This window comes from Streptomyces auratus (assembly GCF_050433025.1).
Classification (GTDB): Bacteria; Actinomycetota; Actinomycetes; order Streptomycetales; family Streptomycetaceae; genus Streptomyces; species Streptomyces sioyaensis.
In genome coordinates, this window is the sequence record NZ_JBNGCB010000003.1 from 814,086 (window position 1) to 832,109 (window position 18,024).

Below are 18,024 nucleotides of genomic sequence, written 5' to 3' on the forward strand. Positions count from 1 at the left end.
CGTCGGTCCGGTCCTAGAAGAAGGTGCGGACGAAGTCCGTGACCGTGCCGTCCTGCTCAACGAGGGGGATCAGCTGCCACTTCTCGAAGATGGTGCAGGGGTGCGACAGCCCGAGCGCCACCCAGTCGCCGACCTCCAGATCGCCGGCGCGCTCGGTGCTCACCCAGGCGTGCTGGTCGGACAGCTTGGTGAGGGTGAGGCCGTCCGCCGGGCGCTCGGTGCCGTCCCGGCCGGACCGTACGACGTGGGGCTCCGGCAGACCGAGGTCGTACGCCGCATCGCGCTTGCCCGCGTTGAGGAAGGCCTGCTCGGGCGTCGGGCGGGAGACCACCTGCGCCCACAGCCGGAAGGCGGGGTGCAGGGCGCCCTCCTCCGGGATGCGGTTGAAGGGGGTGATGCGGCGGTAGTGGGCGTCGTCGTGCGAGACGTACGCGCCCGAGCGCAGCAGCTTGAGGACCGGCGCCGACAGCTCGGGGATCTCCGCGAACACCTCGGCGACCGCGTCGAACCAGGCGCTGCCGCCGGCGCTGACCACGATCTGGTCGAGGTCGGCGAACCGGCCCGCCCGGTCGAACTCCACGGCCAGCGCCACCAGCCGGCGCAGCCAGGCGGTCACCAGCTCCCCGGTGGCGTCGGGCACCTCGGCCTCGTAGCCGGCCACGCCGACCAGGCGCAGGGTGTCCGCCCCCGCGAGGGCGTCGGCGAGCTCCAGGCACTCGGTGTCGGTACGGACGCCGGTGCGCGCGCCCTCTCCGGCGCCCAGTTCGATGACCACGTCCACCGGGCGGGTGGCGCCGGCCTCCCGCAGTGCGCGGTCCATCAGCTCGATACCGCGCAGCGAGTCGACGTAACAGATCAGCTGGAAGCCGGGGTCGGCGGCGAGTTCGGCGGCGAGCCAGCGCAGTGCGACCGGGTCCACGACCTGGTTGGCGAGGAAGATCTTCTGGATGCCGTAGGCGCGGTAGACGCGGACCTGGTGGGGGACGGCTGCGGTGATGCCCCAGGCGCCGTACTCCAGTTGGCGGGCGAAGAGCTGCGGGGCCATGCAGGTCTTGCCGTGCGGGGCGAAGGCGAGGCCGTGCCGCTCGGCGTAGGTCTCCATCAGGGCGAGGTTGTGCTCGACCGCCTCGGCGGAGAGGGCGAGTACCGGGGTGGTGAAGCCGCCGTCGAAGAGGTTGCGGCGCTCGGCGGCCAGCTCGCTCACGGTCAGCCCTTGGGCGTCCGGCGGAAGCGCCTTGAAGCGGTGGTCGACCCGCTCCTGGGCGAGTTCCTTCAGTCCCTGCGCGAGCCGTTCGCCCGACATGCGGCCTCCTCGAAAAATTGTGTTGCACCCTCTGCAACGCTCATTGCGCATATCGCTGGCAGCTGTCTAACATCCGGGCCAGCGCCCGGTCAATGGTGACAAAACGCGGTGCGGAACGGCCGTGGAACACCGCGCGGCACACCGTCCGGGCACGCACCCCAGCGAAGGAGCGCGAGCCATCGTGACCAGGCCTCCGAACGCCGACGGCGCCCCCGCCGCGGCCGGCGCCCCCGCCCGGGACGCCGAGGTCGTCTGCCTCGGCGAGTCGATGGTCACCTTCCTGCCCCGCACCCCCGGCCGGCTCGCCGAGGTCCCCGCCTTCGACCGCGCGATCGGCGGCGCCGAATCCAATGTCGCCTGCACCCTTGCCCGTACCGGCCACGCCGCCCGCTGGGTCTCCCGGGTCGGCACCGACGGTTTCGGCGACCACCTCCTGGCCGCCGTCGCCGGCTGCGGCGTCGACACCACCCATGTGCAGCGCGACCCGCTGCGCCCCACCGGCCTCTACTTCCGTACCGCCGGCGAGCGCGCCACCGGCCTCGACGGCGAGGCCACCGACCGCGGCGAAGTCCTCTACTACCGCGCCGGCTCCGCCGCCTCCGCCATGACCCCCGGCCTGCTCGACCCCGCGGCGCTGCACCGCGCCCGCATCCTCCACCTCACCGGCATCACCGCCGCCCTGTCCGACGGCTGCCTCGGCGTCCTGCGCACCCTCACCCGCCGCACCCCGGGCCGCCCGCTGGTCTCCTTCGACGTCAACTACCGCGCCGACCTGTGGCGCGACCCCGCCCAGGGCCCCGGGCTCCTCCTCGGCCTCGCCCGCGGCTGCGACCTGGTCTTCGTCGGCGAGGACGAGGCCGCGGCCGCCTGGGACCTGCACGGCCCCCGCGCCGTGCGCGCCGCCCTGCCCGAGCCCGCCACCCTCGTCGTCAAGCACGGCGCGGCCGGCGCCACCGCCTTCGACCGGCAGGCCGACGGCACCGACACCGTCACCTTCGCCCCCGCGCTCCGGGTCAAGGTCGTCGCACCGGTCGGCGCCGGTGACGCCTTCGCCGCCGGCTTCCTCTCCGGCACCCTGCGCGCGCTGCCCCTCTTCACCCGCCTCCGGCTCGGCCATCTGACGGCCGCCGCCGCCCTCACCGTCCCCGGCGATCTCGGCACCCCGCCCGGCCGGGCCCTCGCCGACCGCCTCGCCGCCCTCGGCCCCGCCGACTGGGGCACCCTGCGACTCGGCCCCGGCTGGACGGCCGACGGGGCGCACCGCACGGGTGGCGGCACGGGCCCAGTACACGACCCGAGAACGCCGAACCCGCCGGCCACCGGCCGCGCGAGCACCGCCGAACGGCACGTCCCCCGCCGCTCCCGGGACAGTGAGGTACGCACATGAGCCAGACCGTCGACCGCGCACTGAGCATCCTCCCGCTGCTCGCGGAGGGCCCGGCCAACCTCGAACAGGTCGCGGACAGGCTCGGCGTGCACAAATCCACCGCCCTGCGCCTGCTGCGCACCCTGCACGAGCACGGCATGGTCTACCGCCAGGCCGACCAGCGCTACCGCCTCGGCGCCCGGCTCTTCGCGCTCGCCCAGCAGGCCGCCGAGAACCTCGACGTACGGGAGATCGCCCACCCCCACCTCGTCGCGCTCAACGAGACCTGCGGACACACCGTCCACCTCGCGGTCCTGGAGGAGAACGAGGTCCTCTACATCGACAAGGTCGAGAGCCGCTACCCGGTCCGGATGTACTCCCGGATCGGCAAGCCCGTCGCGATCACCGTCGCCGCGGTCGCCAAGCTGCTCCTCGCCGACCTGCCCGGACCCGAGCGCCGCGCCCTCGCGGAGAAGCTCGACTACCCCCGCTACACGCCCCGTTCGACCCCCGACGCCACGGCCTTCCTCGCCGAACTGGCCACCGTCCGCGCACAGGGCTGGGCCACCGACCTCGGTGGCCACGAGGAGTCCATCAACTGCGTCGCTGCGCCCGTCCGCGGCACGGACGGGCGCGTGGTCGCCGCCATGTCGGTCTCCGCGCCGAACGTCGTCGTCACCGCCGAGGAACTCCTCACCCTGCTCCCCCTGGTACGCCGCACCGCCGACGCCATCAGCCGGGAGTACTCCGGAACCACCGTTCCCCCGCCCTCCGCCGGCCCCGTACAGGAAGCCTGACCACCATGACCGAGAAGACCGCTCTCACCCCGGCCACCCACACCACCCCGCCCGCGAAGTTCTCCCACGGCGTCAGGAAGGGCAACCTCCTCCAGGTCGCCGGCCAGGTCGGCTTCCTGCCCGCCGTCGAGGGCCGGGCCCCCACCCCGGCCGGCCCCACCCTGCGCGAGCAGACCCTCCAGACACTCGCCAACGTCAAAGCCATCCTCGAAGAAGGCGGCGCCAGTTGGGACGACGCGATGATGATCCGCGTCTACCTCACCGACGTGGCGCACTTCGCCGAACTGAACGAGATCTACGACGCCTACTTCGAGCAGCAGGGCCTCCAGGAGGCCCCCGCCGCCCGCACCACCGTCTACGTCGGTCTGCCGCCCGGCCTGCTCATCGAGATCGACGCCCTCGCGGTGCTGGGCTGAGGGGCCGACTCCCTTGCCCCGCCTGCCGTTAGCGCCGCTCGGCGCACCTCGTTCGCCGCACGGCACGGCGTCCCGTAGCGACGGGTCGCCATGCCGCGGACCACCCTGCCCGGAGCTGCCGCCAGGGACCCGTGGGCCCCTGCCTGACAACGGAGTCGCCCGATGTTCCTCGCCGCCACGACCGCCCCCGCGCCACCGCCCCCGCACACCGGCGGACTGCTCGCCCTGATACCCGGCACCGCGGGGCTGCTGACGGTCGCCGCCCTGGGCATCACCCTGCTCCTCGTCCTGATCATCAAGGTCCGGCTGCAGCCGTTCGTGGCTCTGCTGACGGTCTCCCTCGCGGTGGGCCTGGCCGCCGGGCTCTCCGTCACCGAACTCTTCGGCACGGTGCAGAAGTCCGACGCCGTCTCGCTGATCGAGTCCGGGATGGGCGGCATCCTCGGGCACGTCGCCATCATCATCGGCCTGGGCACCATGCTCGGTGCGGTCCTCGAAGTCTCCGGCGGCGCCGAGGTCTTGAGCGCTCGCCTGCTCCGCCTCTTCGGTGAGCGGCGCGCACCCCTCGCCATGGGCCTGACCGGCCTGATCTTCGGCATCCCCGTCTTCTTCGACGTCGGCATCTTCGTCCTGGCCCCCCTCGTCTACGCGGCAGCGAAACGCAGTGGCAAGTCCATCCTGCTCTTCTGCATGCCGCTCCTCGCGGGCCTGTCCATGACCCACGCCTTCCTGCCGCCGCACCCCGGCCCGGTCGCCGCCGCCGGCCTGTTCAAGGTCGACCTGGGCTGGCTCCTCCTCATGGGCCTGGTCTGCGGCCTCCCCGCCGTCCTCGCCGCCTGGGGCTACGCGGCCTGGGTCGGCAAGCGCCTCTTCGTCCCCGTCCCACAGGACATGGTCGAGGCGGCCGAGGAGGCGAAGGCCGCGGTCACCGCGGAGCAGGCCGCGACGGGCGTACGGCCGCCCGAGGCGCCGGTCTCCCTGGCCACCGTCCTCACCCTCATCGGCACCCCGCTGCTCCTCATCCTCCTGGCGACCTTCTCCTCCATCGCCCTGGCCCCCTCGACCGCCCGGTCCGTGATCGAGTTCTTCGGCCACCCCTTCGTCGCCCTGACGATCGCCCTGCTGATGTCGTACTACCTGCTGGGCATCCGCCGCGGCTGGTCCCGCACGTCCCTGGAGAGGGTCTCCACCGCCTCCCTCAAACCGGTCGGCAACATCATCCTGGTCGTCGGCGCCGGCGGTGTCTTCGGCGCCGTCCTCAAGGCCAGCGGCGTGGCCACCGCCCTCTCCGACACCTTCCACCACCTCGGCCTCCCCGTCCTCGTCCTCGCCTACCTCCTCTCCCTCGCCCTGCGCGTCGCCCAGGGCTCGGCCACGGTCGCCATCGTCACCACGGCCGGCATCGTCGTCCCCCTCGTCGAGGGCCAGGGCATGTCACAGGCCCACCTGGCGCTGATCATCACGGCGATCTCGGCGGGCTCGATCTTCGCTTCGCATGTGAATGACGGGGGCTTCTGGATGGTGAGCAAGTACTTCGGGATCACGGAACGGGACACGCTCAAGTCCTGGACGGTGCTGGAATCCGTGCTCTCGGTCGCCGGTTTCGCGGTGGCGGCGGTGGTCGGGATCTTCGTGTAGCGCTGCTGTTGCTGGACGGGTCGCCCGACACCGCGCCGGGCGCCCCCTCGGCTCACGCCGCCCGCCCGTACGCCCGAGCTCCCGCATGCGGCAGTACGGCCCACAACCGCGTCTCGCCACCGGGCTCCGGCGACTCCCCGAACCCCCAGTCGCCGTCGCAGGCATGCATCACACAGGAACGCCAGCAAGTGCTGGACGGCGATGCCCCGTGCGGATACGTCGGCATCATCCATGAGGCCGCCCTGCGGATGCAGTTCGGGGGCCGGTCGATCGCCCTCGCCCAGTTGAAGCACCTCATTGCCATGTCCGAGCGCGACAATGTGACTCTGCGCGTCCTCCCCTTCGAAGCCGGAGAGTTTCCGGGCGCCGGGCAGACCGTGGTCTACGCGGAAGGCGTGGTGCCGCAACTTGATGCCGTGCAGGTCGACAGCACGCACGGGCCGGAGTTCCTGCACCTGGACGCGCAGTTGGCTCGGTACCGGTCCCAGATGGAGGGAATGGAACGAGTCAGCCTCTCACCCGAACGCTCGCGCGACTTCATCCAGGTCATCGCGCGCCAACTGTGAGGGGCACTCCATGGCCGACATCCGCTGGGAAGAGCCGTTCTGCGCCGAGGGCTCGGCCTGCTTCCGCCTCGGCACCGACGAAGACGGCAACGCTTACATCGCCGTGGCCGGCGCCGAGGACGCCTACGTCACCGACAGCCGCGAAGCCCTCCGCACGCTCATCCGCGAGATAAAGGCGGGTAAGGCGGACCATCTGCTCTAGTACCTCAACAGCGTTTGGGTGTCAGAGCGGTCGGAGTCTGATGCTTGAGGCACTCGATGTCAGGGACGGTCCGTTCGCTGCTCCTCCGGCCACACTGCCGACGAACCGTGATGCAGTCGGGCGGTCCATGCCGACTCGGGGAACTCGGCGACAATATCGGCCATGACCTCCGCGAGGCCGACGACCTTCTCGTAGGGCTTCCGTTCCTTGATCCAGCCGATCATTTGGTTCCGGTGCAGCCGCCACCCCATCTTCGCGTCCGCAGTCATCCTGCCAACCTGCTCCGTGATGACCAACTCGGCGAATGCAGGGTCAACCGAGCATTTGACCATGCGGGGGTTGCGGCCAGAGGGGAGGTGAACGGGGCTTCCCGCGCGCGGCGGAAAAGGGTCCGTGTGAAGCGAGTGGACCAACGCATGGACGGAGACCGCGGTGTCGGGAAGGGCTTTCGGCAAGGAAAGGACTGCCACCGAGTAATAATTGACGTCGGTGACGTAGCGTCCGCCTCTGTGCACCGCGGCCAGGTGGAAGAGCGTCGCCGGGTAACCGCGGACCTGTCCTTCCAGCACATGTGTGGCGTGATTTCCGAGTACGCCGAAGGGGTAACCGGGGCGGCCGAACATGTCCACCCACCGACGGGATTCCCTCTTCCGATAGTGATGCCACTCAGGATCTTCGCGATATGTGCGGATGCTCTTCCTGACCTGCCACATCGCTACGCTCTCCCCTCAGTCCTCATACGCGCCGTCCGGGTCGGTCAGCGCAGAGCGGGGCTTGTCGAAGGGGCTCTGGGGGTGGTCGGCGGTGCGGTCGGTCTCGTTGGCGTTGGCATCCCCGTACACCACGCCATTGGCAGCAGCCTGTCGCCCCGGGCCGAAGGTCGGACCGGTTTCGGGGTCTCGGTGCCGTCCCCCTCCGCCGTGCTCATACCGGGCCTCGCCTCCGTGCACAGCCGCGCCGCCCGCCGCGCCGCCGCCGGCGCTGGTGATCAGGTCCGGGATGATGTTGGCACTCGTCTTGCTGCCCTGGGCGATGTCGACCCCGTCGGCAGCCATCTGGCCGCCCGCGCTGGTAGTGGCGCCGGTGGCCATCTTCCCGACGAGTCCGTTACCCGAGATCACCTCACCGAGCGCGTTGGGCATCTTCTTGCCCAATGCCGCGCCTCCCGCTCCCAAAGCGGTGCCAACGCCCCCGGCCACCGCCGCGTCCTGCAAGTCCTGGCCCCAGGTGACCTGCTGACCGGTGATTGCCTGGCCCAGCACGTTCCCGGTGAAATTTCCCCCCACGTTCGTGGCGAACTCCACGCCGAACTTCAAGAATTTGCTGCCCGCCATGAGGCCGCGTATGGACTCAAGAGCCGACTCGATCGTCTTGAGGACCTTGGCGAGTCTCGCAACGACGGCTCCGGCCTCGGCAACTTCGGCCGCCGCGCTCCCGGCGGCAACCAAGTCGGAGAAGCCCGCGGTGATCACGGTCAGTCCGACGCCCACGGCCGCAGTGACCGCGAGCTCCTCAAGAACATGCTCCACTTGCGTATTGGTGTCCTCGATGTGGTCGGCTGCCTGCTCTAACTCCGCAGCTACCGCATCGAAGTTGGGCAGCGCATGGTCGATCTGATCCTTGGTGTGCGTCCAGTGCTCGCGGAACCCAGTGGCGGCCTGGCCGCCCCACTCCGAATCGCTCAACTCATCGACCTGCCGACCAAGGTCCGCACCCGCCGATTTCAGGTCATGGGCCATCTCCCGCCACGCCTCGGCACACTTGCGCAACACCTCGGGGTTGCCACCGGGCTTGAGGATGTTGAAGCTCTTCTCGATCTGCTGCTGCTCGGCCATGTCACGCACCACCGAATTTGTGCGCCTGCTCGGCATCGGTGTGCTCGTAGCTTGCCGCTGAGTGATGCAATCCGGCGGCATACCCGGCAAGTTGCTTGCGCAGTTGTTGCAGGCTGGTGACAGTGGCCCGCGTCATATCGACATACTTGGCCAGAGCTTCGGTGGATTCACTGAGCACCCCAAACGCATCATCAACATTCTCAGCCTTATCGGCAAATTGCTTGACTTGCCCTTCGAGGCGGTCACTCACGTGCTTGAAATCCGTGGACAGTGCCCTGAGTTTGTCCGGGTGGACACTGAAGTGTTCATGCGTCATAGCAGCCCCCTGTTACAAACATGATCTTCCCCCGAAGTACGCTAACGGGCTCCGAGGTGGTGCGGCCAGGCGCTCGCGTTAAAGCCGTGACAGCAGGGGGAAATTCTTGGAATGCAACGGGCAATGGGGCGGTAAACCGCCCGGATGGCGCGGTCTGCAGCTGCGACTCGACGCGTGAGTCGACTGCGATGCCTCGGCCAGCCGGGACGGGTGCGCGACCCCTGTCTGACCACGTTCTGCATCCGCGAGATAAAGGCGGGGAAGGCGGACCACCTGCTCCAGTAGAGCAAAGCGCATCTCGTGAGGGGCGGAGCCGGGTTGGGTGCCGCCCCTCCTGCGCCGTGGTCTGCTGGAGCGTCGTGCCGGTGCTGGAGCCGCCCCGACTGCGGGCGCCCCGCCCCTGGAATCCACATGTGTCGCCGAACCTCTCAACTGGTCGGGGGGCTCGTGCAGTTGGGTCACGACGCGTTCCTCCAGGCGCAGCAGGCCAGGTGACCTGCGGTTCTCGAAGCCGAGGAGATCAGCCCTAGAGGGGGATGAACAGCAGGATGCCGTGGGCGGTGGCGGCGTTGTAGCAGGCATTGCCGGGGAAGGTGGCGGTGTAGAAGGGGGTGGCGATGGCGTAGGGGGGGACGACGGCGTTGTGGATGGTGGCGGTGCCGGTGGCGTCGGTGACGGCGGTGCCGAGGTTGACCGGGCCGAAGAGCGTGGTGGCGGTGAAGGTCACCGGCTGACCGGCCACCGGCATCCCCCCGGTGGTCGTCAGGGTGGCGCTGAGGGTGGGGATGTAGAACTCGGGCAGCGGGGTCAGCCGGAGCCGGATCGTGCCTGGCTGCGCGGTCAGTGTGGTGGGGTTGGGGTTCACGGTGACGGGGGTGCTGGTGCTGGAGCTGGTGAAGCAGCTGTCACCGCTGTAGGCGGCGGTGAGGGTGCCGGTGGTCAGGGCGGTGGTGGTGAAGCAGGCCTGCCCCGATGCGTTGACGGGGACCATCTGGGTCTGGCTGTTCGGGAGGGTGAAGGTGACCGTGCCGGTCGGCACTGAGGTGGTGCCTGGTGCCGGAGTGATGGTGGCGCACACGGTCACGCTCTGCCCGCAGGTGGAGGGGGTCGGCGTCACCGACAGCGTCGTCGTTGTCGGGTTGGTGCTCACCATGACGGGGGTGGGGTTGCCGTTCACGGTCGCGGTGAACGAACCGGCGGTGTAGGTGTGGGTGGTCTGCCCGCTCCCGGTGGCGTCCAGGGGGACGGTGACCGTGGGGCTGGCGTCCCCGAAGTTCACCACCGCTGTCCCGTTCGGAGTCCCCCCGGAAATGTTGAACGTCACCGGTTGCCCGCACACCGGCGATGCCGGCGAGGTCGTCACCGTCAGCGGCGAAATCTCCGTGACGTTGGCCGAATTGGCGTTGGTGACGTAGACGTTGCTGTTCTGCGCCGCCGCCACCGAGAACGGGAACGCGCCGACGGGGACGGTGGCCAGGACGGTGTTCGTGGTGCTGCTGATCACCGTCACGTTGTTGGAATTGCTGTTGCCGACGTAGACGTTGCCGGTCGGCGCCACCGCCACCCCGAACGGGCCCACGCCGGTGGGGACGGTGGCCAGGACCGCGTTCGTGGCGCTGTTGATCACCGTCACGTTGTTCGAAACGGTGTTGGTGACGTAGACGTTGCCGTTCTGCGCCACCGCGATCACCCCCGGGACCGAGCCGGCGGGGACGGTGGCCACGACCGTGTTGGTGGCGCTGTCGATCACCGTCACGTTGTTCGAGGTCTGGTTGGCGATGTAGACGTTGCCGTTCTGCGCCACCGCCGCATAGCCCGGGAAACCACCGGTGGGGAGGGTGGTCAGGACGGTGTTCGTGGCGCTGCTGATCACCGTCGCGGTGCCCGCGTTCCGGTTCGCGACGTAGACGTTGCCGTTCGCCGCCACCGCCACCGCGTCCGGGACCGCGCCGACGGGGACGGTGGCCAGGACCGTGTTCGTGGCGCTGCTGATCACCGTCACGTTGTTGGAAATGCTGTTGGCGACGTAGACGTTGCCGTTCGGCGCCACCGCCAGCGCGAACGGGCCCCCGCCGACGGGGACGGTGGCCAGGACGGTGTTCGTGGCGCTGCTGATCACCGTCACGTTGTTCGAGCTCTGGTTGGTGACATAGACGTTGCCGTTCGCCGCCACCGCAATCATGGCCGGGTCCGAGCCGGCGGGGACGGTGGCCAGGACGGTGTTCGTGGTGCTGCTGATCACCGTCACGTTGGCCGAATTGGCGTTGCCGACGTAGACGTTGCCGTTCGGCGCCACCGCCACCGCCAGCGGGGTCGTGCCCGCCGGGATCGTCACCGTGGAGAACGCCGCACTGAACGGCGTGGGCGCAAGCCCCCGTACAGCGGCTACCTCAGCTCCACCGGCCGGTACAACCGGCCGAAACCCGCCGGCCACCGCCGGAGCGCCCAACCAACCCGTAGTCGGTTCCATGACAAACCTCTCTCAGTTGAGAGAGCCACCCAAGAACTCCCACCGGGGCCCGCATCGCACGGCGGAGGTATACGCGAACCGGATCACCGCCTGCACACCGGGACAGAGAGAGGACACGCCGGCACTTTCCAGGCATCCGCGCACCACAGGGGTTGCCTCTCTCCCCGGAGAGATGGGCAACCCACCGGAAAATGGTCACCACCATTAACCCGAAATAACCAATACGGCGCCACGCCGTTGACTCGACTTCACCCGGAGAGAGCAATACGCAGTCGGGAGCCGCCGCCTCCCCTGACCGGGAGGCGGCGGCTCGCGTTCCGGCTGACACCGGGCTCGTGCCCGTCGTACCCGGCGTGCGTCAACTGCCCTTGCAGTACTGCCCTTCCTTGCCGATCGCCCGGTAGGGACAGTCGGCGGTCTCCAGCAGCTTGAGGACCGCCTCGCGGTTGCGGGAGGTCTCCTTGGGGATCACCGTGTCCTTCGGGTAGAAGCCGCCGGAGCCGAACGACGACGGATACATCTCGAAGGTGTAGGCGAAGATCTTCTGGTCGCCCCACAGCCAGTCGTCGATCGAGCCGTCGGTGATGTACAGGTCGCTGGACTGCTCGGGGGTGTAGCCGTTGCTCGCGGCCATGCTCTTGCCGATGGCGGCGAAGGTGTCGTGGTCGTCCTGCGTCATCCCGGGGCCGGTGTCGTCGTCGGTGTAGCCGAGGGGCCACAGGACGAGTTCGCTGTAGGTGTGGAAGTCGATGGCGGCCTTGATCTGCTGCTTGCCGCCGATGATGCGGCTGCGGACGAAGGAGGAGACGACCTTCACCTCGGGGGCGGAGGCGGCCGACGGGCCACGGTACGTCTCGGAGGAGGTGCTGGACGACGAGCCGCCGCAGCAGCCCCACTTGTAGTCCCAGTTGCGGTTGAGGTCGGTGCCGACGTTGGAGGAACCGGCGTTGGGCTGGCGGTTCTTGCGCCAGCTGCGGAACGAGCCGGAGGCGATGTCGTAGGCGCCGCCGTCCGGGTTCAGGTCCGGGATGATCCAGATCTCGCGGGAGTCCAGCATCTTGGTGATGCGGGGGTCACTCCCGTACTTCGAGGTGAACTCGTTCAGGAGGTACAGGGCCATCTCGACGGTGAGGTGTTCCCTGGCGTGCTGGTGCGCGGTGAAGAGGACCTCGGGCTCCGCCTCGTCCTTGGTGACGTTCCGGCTGACCTTGAGGGCGAGGATGTTGCGGCCCTCCTGGGAGGTGCCGATGACCTTCTTGCTGACGAGCTTCGGGTACTTGGCGACGAGCGCGTCGATCTCCTTCGTGGCCTCGTCGTAGGTGTGGTACTTCGTGTACCCGGCGGGGAAGTCCCTGACCCGGGTACCGGGGGAGACCGGCTGGGTGGCCGGGGGGTCGGGCAACCGGCGGAGGGCGTAGCCCAGTTGGCGGACGGCCGCGGCCTGGGCGCGGTCGGCGGTGATGACGACGGCGCGGGCGTGGACCTCGTCGACGGTGGCGCCGGTCGTGGTGAGCGCGGTGCGCTGGGCGGGCGTGGCGGGGCCGGACACCTCGTACTGGTGCGGGAGTTCGGTACGGGCCGGGGTGGCGGTGGCGGGTGCGCCGGGTGGGGCGCCGGTTGCCTGGGCGGCGGCGACGGGGGCGGCGAGCGCGAGGGAGAGGAGTGCGGCGAGGACGGTGCTTCGTCCGCCGCGGATACGTGGTCGCATGCGGTCTCCTGTGGGGTGTGAGCGAAGCGACGACGTCAGTGTTCGGGCGTTGGCATGGGCTGGTCAATACATGCGGCGGCCAGATGCGCGGGACGGCCGGGCCCCCTCGCCCACCCCGGGCCAACCCGGCAACTTCCCATCGATCCGGGGAAATTGATTGCCACCTGGGGCGGTGGCGCCAACAATGCGCACGACAAATCCGAAGCCCCTGACCAGGCTTCGGTGACAAAAGCGTGAGAGGACCCCCACATGAATCGACCTCTCGTCGGCACCCTGGCCACGGCCGTGCTGGGCGCCGCAGCCCTGGTGGGCACCGTCGGAACGGCCCAGGCGGCGCCGCAGCACCGGCCCCTTCCCTCGTCACACAAGACCAAGGCGGTGGACTTCGCCGGCACCGTCGCACTGAGCAACTGCTCCGGCTCGGTCGTACGGATGCCCGGCTCGCAGCCGGACGACCCGGCGCTGGTGATGTCCAACGGACACTGTCTGGAAAGCGGTATGCCGGGCGCGGGCGAGGTCATCGTCGACCAGGCGTCCAGCCGCGGCTTCACCCTGCTGAACAAGTCGGGCGGCCGGGCGGGCACGATCCGGGCCAACCGCGTCGTCTACGCCACGATGACCGACACCGATGTCACGCTCTACCGGACCGGCTCGACCTACGCCCAGATCGAGCAGAAGTACGGGATCAAGCCGCTGGAGCTGGCCACCGACCACCCGACCAAGGGCGCCGGGATCAGTGTCGTCTCCGGATACTGGAAAAAGATCTACACCTGCAACATCGACGGGTTCGTGCCCACCCTCAAGGAGGGCGACTGGACCTGGAAGGACTCGGTCCGCTACACCCCGCAGTGCCAGACCATCGGCGGCACCTCCGGATCGCCGGTGGTCGACACCGCCACGGGCAAGGTCACGGCCATCAACAACACGGGCAACGAGGACGGCGAGAGGTGCACCGAGAACAACCCGTGCGAGGTGGACGAGAACGGCAACGTCACGGTGCACAAGGGCACCAACTACGCGGAGGAGACCTACGGGATACCGAAGTGCTTCGCCGCCGGCAACAAGCTCGACCTGAACGCGGCCGGCTGCACCCTGCCGAAGCCGGCCGCCACGCGTCGGTGAGATAGCCGCAGGAGCCGACGTCAGTAGTACGCGAGGTCCCGGGCGCCATGGTGCCCGGGACCTCGCCGTGTGCGCGGGATCTCGATGTGCGTACGGAGCCTCGTCGTGGGAGCGCCGGTTGCGGGCGGTGCGGGCGTACGTCCTCCCGACTGCCGACTGCCGACTGCCGACTGCCGACTGCCGACTGCCGACCGGCGCCGGGAAGCTGGGGCGGACGGGACAGAAGTGCGGGCAGTGGCACATGCGCCCGATGCCGCATGGTCCAGACCATTATGGCTGTCAAGGCGCTGGTCGGGGGCGGAGGTTACGGTGATTGCCGCTGAGCCGGTACGCGCCGATTCCTCGCGGAGCGACGGTCATGGCGGCGGTCATGACGAGTAGCCCAGAACGTGTTCTCTGGGACGTATCTCTGTGGATAAGGTGCTCAGCGTATGGCGCCGATGGCGCAGAGCTGTGCCGATCCGCGGTCCCGGGACCCCCGGCGGCCGGAGGGAGTGGGGGAGCGACGTGCCGACCGCGATTGCAGTCACCAGCCCTGACCTCGCGCTGCCTTCCCCCCTGCTCTCCACTTCGTTCGAGCAGGGAGGTGCCCCCACCAACCGGCAGACCCCCGCCGCCGTCGTCCTCCAGGCCCCGCATCTCCTGCCGCTGGACGAGGCATTGGCCGAGACCAGCGCCGTACTGGAGCACCACGGCCATCTCATCGCGCTGTACTCCTCCGCCTGCCCGTCCGCCCACGTCCGTCGGTTGCACACCCTGCGGGCCGTTCTGGAGAGCGACCGGATCGCCATCGTGCCGCTGTCCCTCCCGCCGCTCGGGGTGGCCGTACTGGCCCGTCAGCTGCGGCAGTTGTCGCTGGGCGACTTCAGCCCCGGCGTCCTCGCCAGCGCGGCGCGGCTGCTGACGCACTACATCCACGCCGGCGCCCTGCTGGGCAGCGTCAGCGGCCTGGACCACATCGAGGTCGACCTGCGCTCCCATGTGAAGTCCTGGCTGCCCGGCGTGCACTTCGCGGTGCTCGCCCACCCCGAGCCGCGGCTGCTGCAACTCGACCGGCACGCCAGCGGGGCCGGGCTGCCGGCGCCCGGCTTCACCACCGAGCTCGCGCTCGCCCGCGGCCAGTTCACCGGCGACTGGGTGACCACGACGCTCGCCCCCGCCTGGCAGGTGCAGGGGGTGTGCGAGGCACGGCTGCCCGATGAGTCCACCCGCTGGTGGGGGACCCGGAAGCTGATCGAATTCGCCGCGGCCATACCGGACCCGTCGGTCCTCCATCAGCTGGTGAGCTCCGTACGGCGCGAGCAGTGCGGCTGGTGCGGCCGGGAACTCCTCGGCGACCGCTGTGCGTTCTGCGCGGCGCCGCTGTCGCGGGCACGGGCGGCAGGGGGTGGCGGCCCGGCGCAGGGGCCGGCGGCCATAGCCGCGCCCGCGGCCGCCGCCATAGGGCCAGGGTCCCGCCCCGGGCCGCAGGCCGCGCCGGAGGGGCCGTCGGCCACCCCTGACACACCGTCGGCCACCCCTGAGGGTCCGTCGGCCGTCCCGGGCGCGCCGTCGGCCGTCCCTGATGCCCCGGAGGTGCACGCCCTCCCGGACGTGGCCGCTGCCCGGGGGGCCGGCCCGGCGGCCGCCTCCGGCGTACCGGAACACCCGGTCGGCCCCGGCGCCCCGCAAATCCCGCCTGTCCGCGGCCCCGAACACCAGGCAGGCCCCGGCGCACCGGAACACCCGGCCGGTCCCGGCACACCCGAACACCCCGCCGTCCGCGGCCCGGAACGTACGCCGGGTGGCGGCCCGGCCGTCCCCGGCAACCCGTACGGGTCCGGCCCCCCGGTGCCCGGCAACCCCTATGCGACCGACGGCCCCTACGCGACCGACGGCCCGTGCGCTCCCGGCCGCTGGGAGCTGCCCGGCCAGACCTCCTTGCCCGGCCAGGCCTCCTTCGCCGGCCATCCGGACCTGTCCGGCCGGGCGGGCGCCCCCGGCACCCCGCGGACGGTGGCCCGCGTGCGCTGAGCCCGACCGGGCCGACCGCGGCCCCCGCCCCGCCCCGGCCGGCCCGGCAGTCGCCGGCCGCCCGCCCCTGCTCCCCGTCCCCGATCGAGGTTCCTCCCCCATGAACTCACGCCAGCGCCGCGGAGCGATCCTGCTGCTCCTGTCGGTTCTCTGTGCGATCGGCGCGTTCATCGGCGTGCTGTCGGTGATCAAGAACGTCGAGTCCAAGGTCGGTCCCGAGAAGACGGCGTACCGGCTGAAGACGGATGTCGCCGCCTATAAAGCGCTGGATCCTGGGCAGTTCGAAAAGGTGACGATGCCGCAGCGATGGCTGCCGCCCACCGCCGTGACCGACCTGGACAAGGTCAGCGGCAAGATCGCCGTGACCCCGCTGAAGAAGGGGTCGCTGCTCCAGGACGACATGATCGTCGAGCGGCCCGCGCTGCAGGCCGGGCAGCAGGAGATCGCCATCATGATCGACGCCGCGACCGGAGTGGCCGGCAAGATCAACCCGGGGGCGCGGGTGAACATCTACGCCACCTTCGAGGGCAAGCGCCCCGAGGACAAGCCGGTCTCCAAGGTCATCGTGGCCGGTGCGCAGGTCATCGACGTGGGCAAGCTGACGCCTCTGGAGACCAAGGACCCGGGCGACACCACCGCGGGCCGGCAGGCCGGCGAGGCCGTTCCGATCACCTTCGCGCTCGACACCCGGGACGCCCAACGGGTCGCCTATGCCGAGTCCTTCGCCACCCATGTACGGCTCGCCCTGCTCGCCCCCGGCAGCGAGACCGCCATCCCGCCCGGCCAGCGCACCTACACCCTCGACGGCGACAAGTGACCCGGAGCCCCTGGTGACCATCCGCATCCTTTCGGCCATCGGCGACCCGGACGCCGCACGCGTGGTCTCCTCGCTGCTCCACCAGCTGCCGGACGCCGAGCCCGCGCCCGCGGTCGCCGACTCCGCGGCGCTGCTCGACGCGCTCGCCCGGGCCGCCGCCCAGGGGGACGGGACACCGTCCGCCGGCGGGCCGTCCGCCGTCGAGGCGCTCCCCGAGGTCGTGGTCGTCCACGAGCGGATCGGCCCGGCGCCGGCGCTGGAGCTGATCCGGGAGGTGGCGCTGCGCTTTCCCGCCGTCGGCGTGGTGCTGATCACCGCGGACGCCGGGCCCGCGCTGTTCTCCGCGGCGATGGACGCCGGCGCCCGCGGCGTCGTCGGACTGCCGCTCGGCTACGAGGAGCTGGCCGCCCGGGTGCAGGCCGCCGCCCAGTGGGCGGCCGGCGTACGGGTGCACCTGGGGGCCGGCCCGGAGGCGGCGCCCGGACCGGCCGGCACGCTGGTGACCGTGACCGGCGCCAAGGGCGGGGTCGGCACCACCGTCACCGCCGTACAACTCGCCCTGGCCGCCCGGGCCGCGGGCCGCAGCGTCGCGCTGGTGGACCTGGACCTGCAGTCCGGCGATGTGGCCTCCTATCTGGATGTGCAGTTCCGCCGCTCGGTCGTCGACCTGGCCGGCATCCAGGACATCTCCGTACGGGTCCTCCAGGACGCGGTGCACGACCACCACACCGGTCTGGGCCTGCTGCTGGCGCCCGAGGAGGGCGAGCGCGGCGAGGAGGTCGACGACCGGGCGGCCCGGCAGATCCTCGGCGCCCTGCGCTCCCGCTACGAGGTCGTGCTGGTCGACTGCGGCTCCCAGATGCAGTCCGCGAACGCCGCGGCCGTCGAACTCGCCGAGACGGCGCTGCTGGTGACCACCCCGGACGTGGTGGCCGTACGGGCCGCCAAGCGTCAGGTGCGGCTGTGGGACCGGCTGCAGATCCGCAAGGCGGAGGACACCACGACCGTGGTCAACCGCCTCACCCGCAACACCGAGATCCAGCCGCCGCTGGTCGCCAAGGCCACCGGCACCCAGGTCGCCAGGACCCATGTCCCGGCCGCCTTCAAGGAGCTGCAGCCCTGTGTGGACGCGGGCCGGATGCAGGACCTCGACAACCGGTCGACGGTCAAGCAGGCGCTCGTCGCCCTGGCGGGCGAACTCGCCCTGGTCGAGTCGCCGGCCGCCCGGCAGGGCCGCGGCAGCCACCGGGCGCGTCCGACGCTGACCGGGCGCAAGCGCAAGGCCATAGCGGCGGGGGCGGCTCCCGGTCCCGGGACGATTCCGGGTCAGGCATCAGGGCCGGCCTCCGGGTCCGGCTCGGGGTCCGGCGGCCGGTTCGCCGTCCGCCGCGGTCCCGCGGCGAGGGGCGGTGCGGGGCCGTTCGACCCGGCCGGTCCCTACGAGGAGGGCTGAGC

The 18,024-nt window shown here is 70.6% G+C and carries 16 protein-coding genes; 10 read left to right on the forward strand and 6 right to left on the reverse strand.

What is annotated here, in order from left to right; all coding sequences use genetic code 11:
* Window positions 1–13 precede the first annotated feature (13 nt).
* Window positions 14–1,303, reverse strand: a complete 1,290-nt coding sequence (locus BKA18_RS23255; RefSeq protein ID WP_366044338.1) for an amino acid deaminase — start codon at window positions 1,301–1,303, stop codon at window positions 14–16.
* Between the two features lie 181 nt (window positions 1,304–1,484).
* On the opposite strand from BKA18_RS23255, the gene BKA18_RS23260 reads away from it, so the two are divergent.
* From BKA18_RS23260 to BKA18_RS23285, 6 genes are all read left to right on the forward strand, one after another.
* Window positions 1,485–2,690: a sugar kinase gene (locus BKA18_RS23260; protein WP_366044337.1), complete on the forward strand. Its 1,206-nt coding sequence runs from the start codon at window positions 1,485–1,487 to the stop codon at window positions 2,688–2,690.
* Window positions 2,687–3,466, forward strand: coding sequence for an IclR family transcriptional regulator (locus tag BKA18_RS23265; protein ID WP_366044336.1), 780 nt, complete (start codon window positions 2,687–2,689; stop codon window positions 3,464–3,466). The genes BKA18_RS23260 and BKA18_RS23265 overlap by 4 nt, the downstream gene beginning before the upstream one ends.
* Window positions 3,467–3,471: 5 nt before the next feature.
* Window positions 3,472–3,882, forward strand: a complete 411-nt coding sequence (locus BKA18_RS23270) for a RidA family protein (protein ID WP_366044335.1) — start codon at window positions 3,472–3,474, stop codon at window positions 3,880–3,882.
* A gap of 162 nt (window positions 3,883–4,044) precedes the next feature.
* Window positions 4,045–5,520, forward strand: a complete 1,476-nt coding sequence (locus BKA18_RS23275; RefSeq protein WP_366044334.1) for a GntP family permease — start codon at window positions 4,045–4,047, stop codon at window positions 5,518–5,520.
* Window positions 5,521–5,708: 188 nt separating this feature from the next.
* The gene (locus tag BKA18_RS23280; RefSeq protein ID WP_429638557.1) at window positions 5,709–6,086 is read left to right on the forward strand and encodes a DUF5753 domain-containing protein; all 378 of its coding nucleotides are present in this window, start codon (window positions 5,709–5,711) and stop codon (window positions 6,084–6,086) included.
* A gap of 10 nt (window positions 6,087–6,096) precedes the next feature.
* Window positions 6,097–6,288 carry a hypothetical protein gene (locus tag BKA18_RS23285; RefSeq protein ID WP_096212828.1) on the forward strand — a complete coding sequence of 64 codons (192 nt, stop codon included), beginning with the start codon at window positions 6,097–6,099 and terminating at the stop codon, window positions 6,286–6,288.
* Window positions 6,289–6,347: 59 nt separating this feature from the next.
* Here BKA18_RS23285 and BKA18_RS23290 read toward each other — a convergent pair whose 3' ends face one another.
* The 5 genes from BKA18_RS23290 to BKA18_RS23310 form a co-directional block, all read right to left on the reverse strand.
* Window positions 6,348–6,917, reverse strand: coding sequence for a hypothetical protein (locus BKA18_RS23290; protein WP_366044333.1), 570 nt, complete (start codon window positions 6,915–6,917; stop codon window positions 6,348–6,350).
* A gap of 99 nt (window positions 6,918–7,016) precedes the next feature.
* Entirely contained in the window at window positions 7,017–8,123 is a 1,107-nt protein-coding gene (locus BKA18_RS23295; protein ID WP_366044332.1) for a WXG100 family type VII secretion target, read from the reverse strand.
* 1 nt (window position 8,124) lies between these two features.
* On the reverse strand, window positions 8,125–8,439 hold the full coding sequence (locus BKA18_RS23300; protein ID WP_366044331.1) for a WXG100 family type VII secretion target: 315 nt from the start codon (window positions 8,437–8,439) through the stop codon (window positions 8,125–8,127).
* 526 nt (window positions 8,440–8,965) lie between these two features.
* Window positions 8,966–10,774 carry an Ig-like domain repeat protein gene (locus BKA18_RS23305; protein WP_366044330.1) on the reverse strand — a complete coding sequence of 603 codons (1,809 nt, stop codon included), beginning with the start codon at window positions 10,772–10,774 and terminating at the stop codon, window positions 8,966–8,968.
* Between the two features lie 493 nt (window positions 10,775–11,267).
* Window positions 11,268–12,617, reverse strand: a complete 1,350-nt coding sequence (locus tag BKA18_RS23310) for a M14 family metallopeptidase (RefSeq protein ID WP_366044329.1) — start codon at window positions 12,615–12,617, stop codon at window positions 11,268–11,270.
* 249 nt (window positions 12,618–12,866) lie between these two features.
* Here BKA18_RS23310 and BKA18_RS23315 point away from each other — a divergent pair, with 249 nt between their 5' ends.
* The 4 genes from BKA18_RS23315 (at window position 12,867) to BKA18_RS23330 (ending at window position 18,022) form a co-directional block, all read left to right on the forward strand.
* The gene (locus tag BKA18_RS23315; RefSeq protein WP_366044327.1) at window positions 12,867–13,739 is read left to right on the forward strand and encodes a S1 family peptidase; all 873 of its coding nucleotides are present in this window, start codon (window positions 12,867–12,869) and stop codon (window positions 13,737–13,739) included.
* A gap of 507 nt (window positions 13,740–14,246) precedes the next feature.
* Window positions 14,247–15,752, forward strand: coding sequence for a hypothetical protein (locus BKA18_RS23320; protein ID WP_366044326.1), 1,506 nt, complete (start codon window positions 14,247–14,249; stop codon window positions 15,750–15,752).
* Window positions 15,753–15,852: 100 nt separating this feature from the next.
* Window positions 15,853–16,569 carry a Flp pilus assembly protein CpaB gene (cpaB, locus tag BKA18_RS23325; protein WP_006603419.1) on the forward strand — a complete coding sequence of 239 codons (717 nt, stop codon included), beginning with the start codon at window positions 15,853–15,855 and terminating at the stop codon, window positions 16,567–16,569.
* A 13-nt stretch (window positions 16,570–16,582) separates the two neighbouring features.
* Window positions 16,583–18,022 (forward strand): CpaE/TadZ family protein, encoded by a 1,440-nt coding sequence (locus BKA18_RS23330; protein ID WP_366044325.1) that lies wholly within the window; start codon window positions 16,583–16,585, stop codon window positions 18,020–18,022.
* Window positions 18,023–18,024: the final 2 nt, after the last annotated feature.